We start from the raw sequence: 14,865 nt of genomic DNA, 5'->3' as shown, positions 1-14,865 counted from the left end.
CATAAATCTGCCATAAGGCAGACTAATGGGAAAGGGCAGTTTTTTTCGTTCGCAAAGGATTGCCGGTGGGCGCAGGATCAAGGCAAGGACAGAAAGGAGCGACGCCATGGCGGATACGGCTGCGCATCGGAACAGCGTGCATTTGCAGGACCGTGCGGACCTGGCTCTGTCCACCCCTGCAGGACGCCCGGTTTTTTGCACCCGGTTGGAACCTGCGGATCTGGCTGGCCATTCTGGGGCTGATGCTGGCCTGCGCCGGCGGCCTGCACTGGTATTTCTACATGCGCAAAGGGCAGGGCAAGCGGTCGAAAGTCGATCACCCGGTTCCGGCCCGGAACAACCGGCCGTTCGACTTTCCGGAAAGGGTGCGCGAAAACATGTTCCGGACACTGACCAGTCGGGTCGGGCAAGTGTCCGCGTTTCAGGCGGTGACCGTGTTGTTGATGGCCACCGGATATGCGCAGTTCATCACCTTTGTCGGTTCCCCGGTCTGGTTTCTGTTCTGGCCGGTGCTGATCCCGAACTGGTCGGCCATTCTTTTCTTTTGGGTGCCCCGGCTGCTGCATCGCCCGGTTCTCTATGCGCAGGTGCACGCGCTGCATCACCGCAACGTCAAAATCGGCCCGCTGTCAGGCCTGTCGATGCATCCGTTGGAACATCTGCGGTATCTGTCGGCCCTGTGCATCCAATGGCTGGTGCCGTTACGCCCGATCCACCTGTTCTTTCACGTAATCTATCGGGCTCCCGGGGCGGCCATGACCCGTGCCGGGTACGAGAACCCGCTGATCCGCGACCGGTGCCGGCCAGTTCTGGCCACGGTCTATCATCGGCGGCAGGATCGCTATTTCGAATGCAGTTACGGCAATCCGGAGAGCCCGGGGATCGCCGCTTCGGCACGTTTTGCGGCGGTTCGAAAACGGCGTCACGCGCGATCCGGGCGCGCAAGACCCGGATATATTCCTGAGGCTGGCCTCAGGCGACATCCGCAGCAACAGATCGGAACCCCATGCAATACGGATTGACCGAAGAACAGGAAATGATCGCCGCCAGCGTGCGTGCCTTTGTGGAGAACGAGATCTATCCGCACGAGGATCTGGTCGAGCGCAGCGGTACCGTGCCGGCCGAGATCGCGCAGGAGATCCGGCGCAAGACCCTCGATCTGGGGTTCTATGCCTGCAATTTTCCCGAAAGCGTCGGCTGTGCCGGGCTGACCCATCTGGAGTTTGCTCTGGTCGAGCGCGAATTGGGGCGCGGATCGATGGCGTTGACGCATTTCTTTGGCCGTCCGCAGAATATTCTGATGGCCTGCAAGGGTGCCCAGATCGAGCGCTATCTGATGCCGGCGGTCCGGGGCGAGCGGATGGACGCGCTGGCCATGACCGAGCCGGGGGCGGGCTCGGACGTCCGGAGCATGACTTGCAGTGCGGTCCGCAATGGTGGCGACTGGCTTGTAAACGGCACCAAGCATTTCATCTCTGGCGCCGAACACGCGGATTTCTTTATCGTCTTCATCGCGACCGGCGAGGACCGGACACAACGCGGGCGGAAAAAACGCATCACAGCTTTTCTGGTCGACCGTGGCATGCCGGGCTTTACCATTCGCGACGGGTACAAATCGGTCAGTCACCGTGGCTATGGGAACATGATCCTGGAGTTTGACGATTGCCGGCTGTCCGATGCCCAAGTTCTGGGCGCGGTCGATGGCGGCTTTGCGGTGATGAACACCTGGCTTTACGCGACGCGGATCACAGTGGCGGCGATGTCGGTGGGGCGCGCGCGCCGGGTGTTTGACTATGCGCTGAACTATGCCGCGACGCGGGAACAGTTCGGTCAAAAGATCGGTCGGTTCCAGGGCGTCGGCTTTCAGATCGCTGACATGATCACCGAGATCGATGCCGCCGATCTGCTGACCCTGGCGGCGGCGGATCGATTGGACAGGGGAGGAACGGCAAATCGCGAGATCGCCAGCGCCAAGCTTTATGCCAGCGAGATGCTGGGGCGGGTCACCGATGCGGCGATTCAAGTGCATGGCGGCATGGGGCTGATGGACGACTATCCGCTGGAACGGTTCTGGCGCGATGCCAGAGTAGAGCGGATCTGGGACGGTACCAGCGAAATCCAGCGCCACATCATAAGCCGTGAACTGCTGCGGGTGTTGGGCGCGTGATGCGTTTTCGAATGGGCTGTGCCCATCCGACGGATGCGAGGGGCCAGCCCCTCGCGCTCCCCGGGATATTTGGCGCAAGAGGAAAAGGGGACGGCTATCAGACCGCCCCCCATGGAAAAGGGTTGGCCTTTTCCCCTTGCACGGTCATCGGCGTCCCCGCCTGTACCGTGCAGGCAGGATGGCGTTCTGAAGTTAATAAATCGTGTTTTCCTCTTGCCGAAAATATCCCTGCCGGAGGCATGCGACACGTGAATTCAAGCGAGTCGCTGGCATGACGCGGGATCTGAAACGATTGTTCAACCCCCACAGCGTTGCCGTCGTCGGTGGTGGGCCGTGGTGCGCCGCGATCATGGCGGCGGCGCGCCGGGTCGGATATGCCGGGGAGATTTTTCGGGTTCATCCGGATGGCAAACGGATTGCCGGCTTGCCCTCGGTTCGGTGCCTGCAGGACTGGCCGGGACCGATTGATGCGGCATTTGTCGGTGTGAATCGCCGGGCGACGGTCGATACGGTTGCGACCCTGGCAGAGCTGGGGGCAGGGGGTGCCGTGTGTTTTGCATCCGGCTTTCGCGAGGCTGCGGCCGAGGATGGCGGTGCCGCTGACCTGCAGGCGCAACTGGTGCGGGCGGCGGGAGAGATGCCGCTGTTGGGCCCCAATTGCTATGGGTTTGTGAACGCCCTGGATCGGGCGGCGATCTGGCCGGATCAGCATGGCATGCGCCCGGTGCCTTGCGGCGTGGCGATCCTGACCCAGTCTTCGAATATGGCGATCAATCTCAGCATGCAGAAACGGGCGCTGCCGATTGCCTATCTGGTGACCTGCGGCAACATGGCCCAGACCGGCCAGGCGGAGCTGGCGGCGGCTTTGCTGGATGATGACCGGGTCACGGCGATTGGGTTGCATGTCGAGGGGTTCGGCGATCTGCGCGCCTGGGAGGGTCTGGCAGAAAAGGCGCGGGAACGCGGCGTGCCGCTGGTGACGCTGAAGGTCGGGCGCTCCGAACAGGCGCGCCAGGCAACGGTTTCACACACCGCGTCGCTGGCCGGCGACGATGCTGGCGCGCAGGCCTTTCTGGACCGGCTGGGCATCGCCCGGCTGCCGGACCTGCCCGAGTTCATCGAAACGCTGAAACTGTTGCATTGTTACGGGCCCTTGGGCGGAAACCGCATCGCTTCGATCAGCTGTTCGGGGGGCGAGGCCAGCCTGATCGCGGATCTGGCCGCCGGGCGCGATCTGCGCTTTGCCAAGCTGGGGGCGGCCCGCAGATCGGCCTTGCGGCGGGTGCTGGGGCCACTGGTCGCTCTGGCCAACCCGCTAGATTATCATACCTATATCTGGCGCAACACGGATGCGATGACGCGCGCCTGGACGGCGATGACCGGCGGCGATATCGACCTTACGGTCAGCATCGTCGACTATCCGCACACGGATGCCAGCGACTGGGAGGCGGCGACACAGGCCGCCATCCGGGCGCGGCGGGACACACAACGCCCCTTTGCCGTCGTTGCCAGCCTGCCAGAGCTGATGCCCGAGCCGGTAGCCCAAAAGCTGATGGCGCAGGGAGTCGCGCCGCTGGCCGGGCTCCATGCGGCGCTGGCCGCCGCCGAGGCCGCCGCACATGTCCTGCCGGCCGATACACCCTCACCGGTGCTGTTGCCCGGACGATCCGAGCCGGATCTGGTGCTGAGCGAGGCCGAGGCCAAAGCCGCATTGGCGGCACATGGTCTGACGGTTCCAGCCGGACGCGTCGTCAGTGTCGCTGCCGCCCTGCCCGAGGCGGTTGCGGGCTTGGTGCCGCCCTTTGCGCTCAAGGGGGTTGGGCTGGCGCACAAGTCCGACCTTGGCGCGGTGCAACTGGGGTTGCAGCCCAAAGACCTGCCCGGTGCCGCCCGTCAGATCGGTTCGCCTGAAGTTCTGATCGAAGAGATGGTCCCGGACGGTGTTGCCGAACTGCTGGTCGGTGTGGTGCGCGATCCGGCCCATGGCTATGTGCTGACGCTGGGCGCAGGCGGTGTTCTGACGGAAATCTTGCGCGACAGCGTACACCTGCTGGTGCCCAGCCCTCCCGCGCGGGTTCAGGAGGCTCTGAACCGCCTGCAATGCGCGCCACTGCTGCAGGGCTATCGCGGACGCCGGCCAGCAGACATGCCGGCCATCCTGCGCGCGGTGATGGCGGTGCAATCCTATGTGGTTGCCAATGCCGAAACCGTCGGGGAAGTTGAGATAAACCCGCTGATCTGCACGCCCGACCGGGCGGTTGCGGTGGATGCGCTGATCAGAAAGGCACAGGAATGAACACGCAAACGTCTCCGATCCAGACCCGGCGCGACGGCGCGATCCTGCAGGTGACGCTGGATCGTCCCAAGGCCAATGCCATCGATCTGCAGACCAGCCGGATCATGGGCGAGGCGTTCCGCGCGTTTCGCGACGATCCCGACCTGCGCGTTGCCATCCTGACTGGCGCGGGCGACCGGTTTTTTTGCCCGGGATGGGATCTGAAGGCGGCGGCCGGGGGCGATGCGGTCGATGGCGATTACGGGGTCGGCGGGTTTGGCGGGCTGCAGGAATTGCGCGACATGAACAAGCCGGTGATTGCCGCCGTGAACGGTATTGCCTGTGGCGGCGGGCTGGAACTGGCGCTGAGCGCCGACTTGATCCTGGCGGCCGATCACGCCACCTTTGCCCTGCCCGAGATCCGCTCGGGCACGGTGGCGGATGCCGCCAGCATCAAATTGCCCAAGCGCATCCCCTATCACATCGCCATGGAATTGCTGCTGACCGGGCGCTGGTTTGACGCCGACGAGGCGCATCGCTGGGGGCTGGTCAATGAAATCTTGCCCGCCGCCCGGCTGATGCAGCGGGCCTGGGAACTGGCGCGGCTGCTGGCCGGTGGTCCGCCTCTGGTCTACGCCGCCATCAAGGAGATCGTCCGAGACGCCGAAGATTCCGGATTTCAGGATGCGATGAACCGGATCACCGGACGTCAGCTGCGCAGCGTCGATGTGCTCTATGCGTCCGAGGACCAGCTGGAGGGTGCCCGGGCCTTTGCCGAAAAACGCGATCCGGTCTGGAAGGGTCGCTGATCGCCAAGACCAACCATGCCGTGGCCGGTTCAGGGCGATGCGGTCAGTCTTTTTCGAACAGCGCAATCAACGCGATGTCGTCCTTGTTCTCGCCGGTGGCCAGATCGCCATAGATGCGGGTTTCGCGCAGGGTCAGCGAATGGATCCGGCCCTGCAACAGGGTTTCGAACCGCGCGGCGAACCCGGCCTGTTCATAATACCGGGCGTTGATCGACAGGGCGAACAGGGCACCATGCCGCGCCACCCGCAACAGCGCGTCGATGCCGTCGGGGCCGACATGGCCAAAGGTGAACGTGCCCGAAGACACGATGCCGGAATAGCTGTCGGGCGGGGCCGGAATGCCGATATTCAGATCGGCTTCGATGGCATCGCGGTAGATGTCTTTGCGCATTGCCCGATCCAGCATTTCGGTGCTGATGTCGGTGGCATCGATCGGACCGACGCCCAGATCAGCCAGGATCGCGCCGCATAACCCCGTGCCGGCCCCCACGTCCAGAACCGGGCCCTGCCCACCCGCTGCGACAAAGGCGCGGGCGACACGGATGTGCAGCTGATAATCCTCGCGCGCGGCAAAGGAGGTGTCATAGTCGCCGGCCCATTCGGCATAGAGCCGCTTTGAGTCCTGCGGCGTCTTCATCGCATAGGCGGATTTCAGGTTGGGTGTGTCATTATTCATGCGTCAATCAAAGGCGGTTTCCGGGATTCGATCAAGCGACGTTGGAAACCGGCGTCGGAATGCCACGCCCAGACCCGGCTGGCTGGGATGTGTATGGGCCTTGTAATTGCCGGCCACGCGGCCAAACTAGGGGCATGACACGAATTCTGCTTTCCTTCGGGCATGGCTATTCCGCACAGGCGCTGTCCCGGCTGCTGGTGCCGCGGGGCTGGCGCGTCATCGGCACCACGCGCAGCGCCGACACGGCGCAGCCGCTGCGCGACTCGGGGGCCGAGCCGCTGTTGTTTCCTGCTGAAACGGACCCGGCCCCCGTCCTGGCGGCGCTGGCCGAGGCGACCGAGCTTCTGGTTTCGATCGCGCCGGGCCGGGGTGGCGATCCGGTTCTGACCCGTTTGCGAGCTCAGATCGAGGACCGGGCGCCCCGCCTGCGCTGGGCCGGATATCTGTCGACCACCGGTGTTTATGGCGACCATCAGGGCGGTTGGGTCGACGAAACAACGCCGCTGACCCCCGGCACCCTGCGCGGCCAGTGGCGCAAGGCCGCCGAAGAGGCCTGGGCCGCGGTGCCGGGCCTGCCGCTGCACATCTTTCGTCTGGCGGGCATCTACGGGCCGGGTCGCGGCCCTTTTGCCAAGGTCCGCAACGGCACGGCGCGGCGGATCATCAAGCCCGGCCAGGTGTTTTCCCGCATCCATGTCGAGGACATCGCCCAGACGCTGCTGGCCTCGATCGACCGGCCTGATCCGGGGGCGGTGTACAATCTTTGCGACGACGATCCGGCACCGCCGCAAGAGGTCATCGCCCATGCTGCGCGTCTGCTGTCCCGTCCGGTGCCGCCGGCGATCCCCTTCGAGCAGGCCGACATGACGCCGCTGGCGCGCAGTTTTTACGCCGAGAGCAAGCGGGTGCGCAACGACCGTATCAAGCGTGAACTGGGCATTCGGCTGATCTATCCGACCTATCGCGAAGGGCTGGCGGCGATGGCAGCCGCCCCCGAGCCGGCCGGGTCGGGCTGACCGGTCCGGACCGCGGTTGCGCGTCGATTGTCTTTGCCCGGTGTGATTGCTAACCTGAACCCGATGGGATCGCTCCGGGACATGGTGCCGGAGCGAACTGTGCGGCGGCGCACGCCTCGGCGCGTTCGGCGTTTTGCCGCAGGAGTATGGTTTTCACACGGGTTGCCGGATTTCAGCCATGTATAATTCGTTTTTCGGCTTTGACATTCAACCGTTCAAGATCACGCCGGATCCGGCCTTTATCTATTGGAACAAACAACACCGGCGCGCCGCCAGCATCCTGGCCTTTGGCATCGAACAGCTGGTGCCGATCACCGTCGTGACTGGCGATGTCGGAACCGGCAAGACCACCTTGCTGCAGCAATTTCTGACCGAGGCCCCCGAGGACATGACCATCGGTCTGATCTCGAATTTCTGGAGCGGAATGGATGGGCTGTATCAGTGGATTCTGAATGCCTATGACCTTGACACGTCGGGCTCCGAGGTTGCCCAGTTCCGCCGGTTCCAGGATTTCGTGGTGGCGGAATACGCCGCCGGACGGCGCTGCGTTCTGATCGTGGACGAGGCGCAGAACGTTTCGGATGAGGATCTGGAACAGCTGCGCATGCTGACCAATATCAATGCGGGCAAGGATTCCCTGCTGATGCTGTTCCTGGTGGGCCAGCCGCAGCTGCGCGACCGGCTGCAGCAGCACAACAACCGCCAGATCGCCCAGCGCGTCGGCGCCGCCTTTCATCTGGGCGCGATGTCGCAAGAGGATAGCCGCGACTATATCCGCCATCGCCTCCGGGTCGCCGGCTGCACCGACGAGATTTTCGACGAGGCCGCGCTGGACCAGATCCACGTGGCCGCGGGCGGGGTGCCGCGGCTGATCAACGTGATCTGCGAACTGGCGCTGGTGGCGGCCTATGGCGACGGGATCAAGCGGATCGACGGCGCGTATCTCGAGACATTCCTGCAGGAAGCCGCCGAAAGCGGCATGATGGCGCATCTGCCGATGCCGCTCAGCCGGTCCGACGCGGATCCGGCGGTGGTAACCACAGATCCCGGCCCGGCGCCGGGGACGGGTGGCAAGGGGCGCGGGACGCATCGCTTCCGACTGGTGTCCGGGTTGCCACAATTTGACTCAGTGCTGTCCACGGACACCAGCGCGCCGGAACCGGTGGTGGCGTCGGCCGAACCAGACGCCGTCAAACCCGACGCGGCGCCGGAACCGCCCCCCGCGCAATCGAAAAAGGCAACAGGCGAAGAGGAGGCGGACGAGGCGCAGCTCCTGGAATCCCTGATGGCCCGGTCGCTGGCGCGCTGGGACACGGTCGCCAAACGCGCCGCTGCCGAGGCATCAGAGCCGGCAATCGGCACCGAGGGAAAAACGGATCCACAGCCGCCCGACCCGTCGCCATCCGCGTCCGCGCCGGACGAAAAGGCGACGGCCGCCGTTGCGCCGTTGCGGTTGGATGCAACGCTGGCGACAGCCGATCCGGGTCCCGCTGACGCTTCTTCTGATCCGGGCGATGGAACCGACCCCGCCGCAATGGCTGAACCGGCCTCGGCGGCGGCATCGCCTGAAACGGGCCGGCGCTGGGGCGCGGGGCGCAGGCCGCTTTACGCTGCCCTGCTGGTTCTGGCCGCCGCCGGTGCCTATGGCGTGCCGCGATTGTTGCAATCACCGCATATCCCGGCCGGTGATGCGGCATCCGGCCCGGTTGTTCCTGTGCGCGACAGCACGGATGTGGCAACGCCCGAGGCCGCTGTGGAACAGGCCGCCAAGGTCGCTGCCGTCGCGGCCCCCGCCGCCAAGGAGCCGGCCCCCCCGTCCGCCGAGGCACCGCAGCGTCAGGCCATTGAAACCGACCCCGAGAGTTCGGACGACGGGGCGGCGTTGTTGCAGCAGGCGCTGAGCACGCTTCCGACCGATCCAGCGGCGGTGGTCGGATTTGCCCGTGCGGCCCTGCGCGGGCAGGCCCAGGCCGCCTATTACCTGGGCCAGATCCACGAATCCGGCGTCGGCGTGCCGCGCGATCTGGCGCTGGCGCGGGCCTGGTACGAGTTGGCCAGCCCTTCGGTGCGCAGCGCCAGGCGGCGTCTGGCGGCACTTGGCGCGCCCGAACAGGGCGGCGAACTGACCGCACCTCGGCTGTTGGCGGCCAGCATCGCGCCGGATGGCGGCGGCGAGTTCGTCTGGTCCAGCGGCACGGGCGCTGATCCGGCGGTCTATGTGCTGGAACTGGCCCCGGGTGCTGACGCACCGCTGCGCCGATTGCCACCGCAGGCCCTTTCCGCCCTGCGCCTGCCGGATCTTGGCGCGGCGCAGATGTGGCGGGTCGTGGCCGCCGATCCGGCAACCGGTCGGTCCGCCGTGTCGGAATGGCGCGGCCTTGGGGTAGTGGAACTGCCAGCGCCAGAGGGTCCCACGGGTCTGATGCCGCGCGTCGATCTGGCGGTGCCCGCCGGCATGGCCGAAGATCGGGTCGCGGCGGTGACCGAGGCGCTGGGCGCTGCAGGCATCGCCTTTGCCGCCCGTCAGAGTCCGGCGACCGGCGGTGCCGACAATGCCATTGTCATCGGATATACCTACGAGGCCGACAGAATGGCCGCCCAGCGTATCGCCGGCCTGATCGGTAGCGACGCAAGAGCCGAACGCGTTTCGGCCAGTTCCCCTGATTCAGAGGTGCCGCTGCCGGGGGACATCACCGTCACGCTGGCTGCGCCCGACAGGGAAACCCGAACCGATTGACCGGCGCCGGCGTGCCGCCGCCAGGCCGACACGAAAAAATCGCAGGCGCCCGGCGGCCCCTGCGATTTCAATGCAACGCCACCCGGGGCGGCGTTTCGTCAGCAGCCGATCGAGGCGCAGATCCGCTTGCGATAGGCCGAGTTGGCCGGGCTTTCCGGTGCCGAAGCCGCAGAGCCGGCAGCGGGTGCATCCCCCTCGCAGCTCAGACTATAGTCTTCGGCCAGCCCGGTATTGACGCAGCCGCCGATGCTCCAGCCCGGGGGCAGATCGTTCAGATCGACCTGTTGCCATTTGGGGTGCCCGGTGGCGCGCAATTCGCCGAAACGCGAGGCGATGACATTGGAAATGTCGGACACGGCCTTGCAACTGGCCCGGTGGTAATAGTTGCGCCGCGGGTCGTATTCATAGGTCATCAGAACGGCCTTGACCGCGATCACATCCACCTTGTCCGGCTGGAACGGATACGAGCCGGCCGGGATCGTGCCCGGCAGATACACCGCCTGCAGGGTCGGATCGCTGATCGGCAGCAGGTGAAAGCGCTGAGCGTCGATCTGTGGTGACTGAAAGATCTTTGTCGGTGCCCCGGCGACGTAAAAGAACGCGTCGATCTCGCCGGCCAGCAAGGCCGTCAGGGAAGATTCCGCATTGATCGTCAGGCGTTCCGCCGGTTCGATCTGGGCCAGATCCAGCACCAGCGAGGCGGTCAGAAAGGTGCCGCTGTCCTCGACACCGATCGCGACCTTGCGGCCGGCCAGATCCGCCAGCCCGTTCAGCTCGCGGCGGGCCAGGATATGCACCTCTTCGTTATAGAGAGGAAAGGCGATGCGGACGCCGCGGATGGCCCGCGCCACGCTGGGATCGTCGGCGGCAAAGGTCTTGAGATATTCCAGCACGTCGGACTGGACGATCCCCAGCTGGGTATGACGGCGCTTGCGCACGCCCAGAAAGTTCTCCAGCGAGCCGGCGCTTTCCTGCACGTTCAGGGTGACGCCGCATTTCGCGGCCTGTTCGCTGATATTGCGCCCGAACTGGATATAGGTTCCGCTGGGGCCGCCGGTCAGGATGTTCTTTTGGAATTCCTGCGCTTGCGCGGGCGACAGCAGGCCCACAAGCGCAAAGGCCAGTGTCACCGCCCGGATCAGAAGGGGTCTTGCTGGTTTCATTCTCTCTTCTCCAATTCAGTCGGTTGGTTGCGTCAGCAGGGGCCCAGGCTGCGCACTAGCGCAACCAGGGTCTGGCGGTTGATCCTGCCGAACGCGCTGCGCAGCGCATCGGTCGGACAGACCCCCTGTACCAGCAGTTCCTGCAATTGCGCCGCCCGCGGGCTGCGCAGATCGGGCAGGCCCGGTGCCTTGCGCAGGGCCTCGGCCACCAGGGTCGCGTCGCGCGGCGCGCCGGTTTTGGCCGCAGCCTGGGCGGCCGCCGCCGGTTCCGGCGGGGGGGCAGAGATGGCGGTCTGCGCCGCCGCCGTCTGACGCTGCACCGTGGCCAGCCGGCTTTCCGCGGCGGCGATCTGCTGGCGCAGGGCCTGCAGGCGGGCTTCGCCGTCGCTGCGATCCGCCTGCAGCTTTGCCAGCCCGGCCTGCATGGCATCGCGCTGTTGCAGCAACTGCGCGGCCACCTCGCGGTCGGTCTCGATCTGCCGGGTCAGGTCGTCGGCCTCGTCTTTGGTCTGCGCCAGCGTGGCCTGCAATGCCTGTTCCTGACGGCCGAGATCGGCCACCGAATCCTGCAACTGCGCTTCGGTTTCGCTCTGGCTGCCCTCGGCCTGTTTCCGGCGGTTTTGCAGATCGTCGAGCTGTTGCTGCAGCGTCGCCACCTGGCTTTGCAAATCCGCGGCCTGGGCCTCGGTCTGCTGCGTCTGTTCCCGGGCTTCGGCCAAACGCGTTTCGGCCGCCTGGATCCGGTCGGTTTTATCGGCCAGTTCCGCGTCCAAAGCGGCCCGCGCCGCGGCGGTTTCAGCCTTGCGGCTGTCGGCCGCCGCGGTCTGTTCGGCCAGCGACGCCTGCAATGCGTCGATCTGTGCCTGCACCTCGGCAGCGCGTGTTTCCGCCTGTTGCAATTGCGCCTGCGCCTCGCTGATCCGCGCCTCGGCGGCTTCGGCCTGGACGATCCGGTCGGCCAGTTCGGCATCCATGTCGGCCAGGGCCGTGCCCTTTTTCGATGTCAGGGCGGCGGTCTCGGTCTCGATCCGCTCTAGCGCCTCGGTCTTTTCGGTCAGGTCGGCCTGCAACTGCTGCATCTGCGCCTGCAGGGCCGACGTCTGGGTCTGGGCCTGTTGCAACTGGGCCTGCGCCTCGTCCCGCCGGGCCTGCACGGCCTGAATCGCGGCGGTCTTGTCGGTATGGTCTGCATCCAGCGCCTGCAGGGCGGCCTGTTTCTCGGCCAAGGCCGCATCCAACTCGGCCAAAGCGGCATCCCTTTCGGCCTGCGCGGTCTCGGCCAGGGCGGTTTGTGCGGCAAGTGATGCCTCGCGTTCCTTGAGAGTGTCGTCTGCCGCTGCCAGGCTTTGGCGCAGTTGCGCCTCTTCGTCCTGCAATGCGGCCAGGCGCTGCTGCTGCGCCTCGATCTGGGCCGCAAGTTCGTCGGTCTGACCGCGCAATTCGGTTTCGCGGGCCTGTACCGCCGCCAATTCCGTCTGCCGCTGGGCGATCTGTGCGTCCAGCTCTGCCAGAGTACCGCCCCGGGCCGCTTGGTCGGCCGAGGCCGAGCGGGCCTGCGCCTGTTGCTCCTGCAGCGCCGCCAGTTCCTTTCTGCCCGCCGTCAGCGCCGCCTGTTGCGTCTCGATGTCCCTGGTCAGCGCTGTCAGCTCCTGCTGGCCGGTTTCGATCTCGCGGCGCAGGGTTTTGGCCTGTTCGGTCAACGCCGCCAAGTCCTGACGCCCGAGTTCGACCTGCGCCTTCAGGTCGTCGGCCTGACCGGTCAGCGCTGCGACATCCGCTTCGGCCTTGGTCTTGGCTTCGGTCGCGTCCTGCAGTGCCTTTTCGACATCGGCACCGGCCGCGGCCAAGCGGATATTGTCGTTTTCGGTCTGTTCCAGCTGCTTTTTCGCCTTGCCCAATGCCGCCGTCAGCTTGGTCAGTTGCTGCTGGACTTCGGCCTGTTGCGAAAGGGCCGCGTCGCGTGTGGTTTCCGCCTGCGTCAACGCGTTGTTCAACTCGGTCAGCCGGGCCTGCTTCGTTTCGATGGCGGCGCTGACATCGGCCAGTTCGGCCACCGCCTCGGCCGAGGGTCGGCTGGCCTCGGCCTGGCTGCGCAAATCTGCCAGTTCGGCCCCGGCCGACGCGATTTCGTCGCGCAGTGCGTCGCGCTGCGCTGTCAGTTGGGCCAATCCGGCCTCTTCGGCGCGGGCGGTCTGGGCCACCGCATTCAGGCGCTCCTGGGCATCCGCCAGCGCCTGCTGCGCCAGGCTCAGGCGTTTGTCCTCGATCTGGCGTTCGGTCCTTGCCTCGGCGATTTCGGCTTCCAGCGCGGCGATGTCTTCTTCGAGCAGGGCGATCATTCGGCGGAACGACGCCGCCTGTTCCGATAGCGTGGCCGCCGCGTCGGATTGATCTGATCCCGATGACTGGCCCGTTTGTTGGGCGGCAGCCCCGGGGGGCTGGAAAACCAGCAGAGACAAAATCAGCGCAACATGCGGTTTCCGCACCAAGACATGCATCAAATCCACTCCCGAAATATTCTGCAACAATTGCACAAAACACGTTTTACACAACTTTTATCGACTCGTTTGTGCCACTGATTGCAGGGCAACACCATCAAGCCGGTGGGCGCGTTTTGCTGCTGGCCGGGGGTGCGGGGCATGGTTCCGCGGCGCGTTGCGTTCCGGCGGACTGTTCGTCAGCCGACCCCGTTGATCGTCTGCTTGCACCTTCGGCGGTTCAGGAGCTTGTCCGCCGCTGCGCCTGGCCCGGGCTTGGCGTCGGCTCCTGCAACCATCTGATATTCATCGTTAACCATCTGGTGGAAAAGCAAACGGCCCTTCGTGTGATCTGCCGGCGAATGGCGGGGACGCAATCGCTGATGCCGGGCCGCGGCGCTGACGCGCGCACCGGCGTTGCCGGAACGTGCCAATCCGGTGGATCGGTGCGCGTCCGCCTGCTGGCTGGTCCAGGTCCCGCGCGGCGCATGGTGGACATGATGTCGCTGGTTCCCGGGTGGACCGGGCGCCAGACCAGCCCAACCCGGCCTATTGCTTCCCGGCCTCGCGATCGGGAACGGCAAAGGATGAGCGACCCAGGATTTCGCCCTGCGAATCGATGGTCAGGCGAAGGCCTTTCCCGCGGTGAAAGAAGGTCAGGCGAAACCGGCCCGCATCCGTGTCCTGCCCGGTCTCGCTGCGGCTGGTGATGGCGCCGGCCCGCATCAGTTCCGGCACCTTGGCGGGGTCCAGGCCAAACCCGTCGCCCAGGATTTGCGCGTCGACGACAAACCCGTCCTCGGTCGGGGTGACGCCGGTCATTTCGGGTCGCGCCAATAGCCGTTGGCGGCGGCGACGGTGGCGAAATGGGTCGCGACCACCTGGCTGACCGCGATCAGCGACGCGGCATCCTCGGCGTAGACCGGGCGCAGCTTGTCGCGGATGTCGGCGTCGGGCTGGGTCAGCTTGACCGCGACGCGCGACAGCTTCACGGCCAGTTCGTACCCCTGTTGCGGGTTTTCCGTGATCATTGACGGTAGCCAGTTGTCCATGTTTGGTGCCTTTCCTGTTTGGGTCTGACGGTTCGGATCATGAAGCGCTGGGGGCCAGTTGCGGTAGCGCGATGTCGGCCAGGGTCGAGCGGTCGAGATCGGCCAGAAAAGCCGATTCCGCCGAGCGCAGCCGCGCCCTGAGCCGGCAGCACCCCGCGATCGAGCATTCGCCGGCATTTTCGGCAAAGCATTCGACCAATGCCTGGTCGCTTTCCAACAGGCGCACGACGTCGCCCAGCCGAATCTGTTCGGCGGGACGGGCCAGGGTGGCGCCGCCGCCGCCGCCGCGCCGGGTCGTGACGATGCCGCCACGGGCCAGACGCTGGACAATCTTGCTCAGGTGGTGACGCGACAGGCCGAATTCATCGGCCAGTTCGGCGGTCGAAAATCCACGCGCCGGATCGCTGGCGATGCGCATCAGTGCCCGCAGACCGAAATCCGTGAACGAGGTCAGGCGCATCCAGATTCTCCAATGAATAGGTATTTACAATAC

At 65.6% G+C, this 14,865-nt stretch carries 12 protein-coding genes; 6 read left to right on the top strand and 6 right to left on the bottom strand.

Annotated elements, in window-relative coordinates:
* Positions 1 to 152 precede the first annotated feature (152 nt).
* The 4 genes from ACFMPD_RS08960 to ACFMPD_RS08945 all read left to right on the top strand — a co-directional run bounded on the left by ACFMPD_RS08960 (position 153) and on the right by ACFMPD_RS08945 (position 5,251).
* Positions 153 to 1,022 carry a sterol desaturase family protein gene (locus ACFMPD_RS08960; protein ID WP_380993461.1) on the top strand — a complete coding sequence of 290 codons (870 nt, stop codon included), beginning with the start codon at positions 153 to 155 and terminating at the stop codon, positions 1,020 to 1,022.
* The gene (locus tag ACFMPD_RS08955; RefSeq protein ID WP_380993460.1) at positions 1,007 to 2,167 is read left to right on the top strand and encodes an acyl-CoA dehydrogenase family protein; all 1,161 of its coding nucleotides are present in this window, start codon (positions 1,007 to 1,009) and stop codon (positions 2,165 to 2,167) included. The genes ACFMPD_RS08960 and ACFMPD_RS08955 overlap by 16 nt, the downstream gene beginning before the upstream one ends.
* A 271-nt stretch (positions 2,168 to 2,438) precedes the next feature.
* Positions 2,439 to 4,463 (top strand): acetate--CoA ligase family protein, encoded by a 2,025-nt coding sequence (locus tag ACFMPD_RS08950; RefSeq protein ID WP_380993459.1) that lies wholly within the window; start codon positions 2,439 to 2,441, stop codon positions 4,461 to 4,463.
* Positions 4,460 to 5,251 carry a carnitinyl-CoA dehydratase gene (locus ACFMPD_RS08945; protein WP_380993458.1) on the top strand — a complete coding sequence of 264 codons (792 nt, stop codon included), beginning with the start codon at positions 4,460 to 4,462 and terminating at the stop codon, positions 5,249 to 5,251. Before ACFMPD_RS08950 ends, ACFMPD_RS08945 begins: the two co-directional genes overlap by 4 nt.
* Before the next feature lie 43 nt (positions 5,252 to 5,294).
* Here ACFMPD_RS08945 and ACFMPD_RS08940 read toward each other — a convergent pair whose 3' ends face one another.
* Complete coding sequence (locus ACFMPD_RS08940; protein ID WP_380993457.1) at positions 5,295 to 5,927, bottom strand: class I SAM-dependent DNA methyltransferase; 633 nt, start codon at positions 5,925 to 5,927, stop codon at positions 5,295 to 5,297.
* A gap of 134 nt (positions 5,928 to 6,061) precedes the next feature.
* On the opposite strand from ACFMPD_RS08940, the gene ACFMPD_RS08935 reads away from it, so the two are divergent.
* Both ACFMPD_RS08935 and ACFMPD_RS08930 read left to right on the top strand, forming a co-directional pair.
* Entirely contained in the window at positions 6,062 to 6,943 is an 882-nt protein-coding gene (locus tag ACFMPD_RS08935; protein WP_380993456.1) for an SDR family oxidoreductase, read from the top strand.
* Positions 6,944 to 7,121: 178 nt separating this feature from the next.
* Positions 7,122 to 9,680 carry an AAA family ATPase gene (locus tag ACFMPD_RS08930; protein WP_380993455.1) on the top strand — a complete coding sequence of 853 codons (2,559 nt, stop codon included), beginning with the start codon at positions 7,122 to 7,124 and terminating at the stop codon, positions 9,678 to 9,680.
* A 98-nt stretch (positions 9,681 to 9,778) separates the two neighbouring features.
* On the opposite strand, the gene ACFMPD_RS08925 is transcribed toward ACFMPD_RS08930, so the two are convergent.
* The 5 genes from ACFMPD_RS08925 to ACFMPD_RS08905 form a co-directional block, all read right to left on the bottom strand.
* Positions 9,779 to 10,843 carry a TAXI family TRAP transporter solute-binding subunit gene (locus ACFMPD_RS08925; RefSeq protein WP_380993454.1) on the bottom strand — a complete coding sequence of 355 codons (1,065 nt, stop codon included), beginning with the start codon at positions 10,841 to 10,843 and terminating at the stop codon, positions 9,779 to 9,781.
* A 32-nt stretch (positions 10,844 to 10,875) separates the two neighbouring features.
* Entirely contained in the window at positions 10,876 to 13,182 is a 2,307-nt protein-coding gene (locus ACFMPD_RS08920) for a hypothetical protein (protein WP_380993453.1), read from the bottom strand.
* A 687-nt stretch (positions 13,183 to 13,869) separates the two neighbouring features.
* Entirely contained in the window at positions 13,870 to 14,157 is a 288-nt protein-coding gene (locus tag ACFMPD_RS08915) for a DUF6522 family protein (protein ID WP_380993452.1), read from the bottom strand.
* Positions 14,139 to 14,372 (bottom strand): hexameric tyrosine-coordinated heme protein, encoded by a 234-nt coding sequence (locus tag ACFMPD_RS08910; RefSeq protein WP_380993451.1) that lies wholly within the window; start codon positions 14,370 to 14,372, stop codon positions 14,139 to 14,141. Before ACFMPD_RS08910 ends, ACFMPD_RS08915 begins: the two co-directional genes overlap by 19 nt.
* A 37-nt stretch (positions 14,373 to 14,409) precedes the next feature.
* The gene (locus ACFMPD_RS08905) at positions 14,410 to 14,832 is read right to left on the bottom strand and encodes an Rrf2 family transcriptional regulator (RefSeq protein WP_380993450.1); all 423 of its coding nucleotides are present in this window, start codon (positions 14,830 to 14,832) and stop codon (positions 14,410 to 14,412) included.
* Between the last annotated feature and the right edge of the window lie 33 nt (positions 14,833 to 14,865).

The organism is Sedimentitalea sediminis, assembly GCF_042687825.1.
Classification (GTDB): domain Bacteria; phylum Pseudomonadota; class Alphaproteobacteria; order Rhodobacterales; family Rhodobacteraceae; genus Sedimentitalea.
The sequence above is the reverse complement of the archived record's forward strand: the minus strand, read 5'-3'. Positions and strand labels throughout refer to the sequence as shown.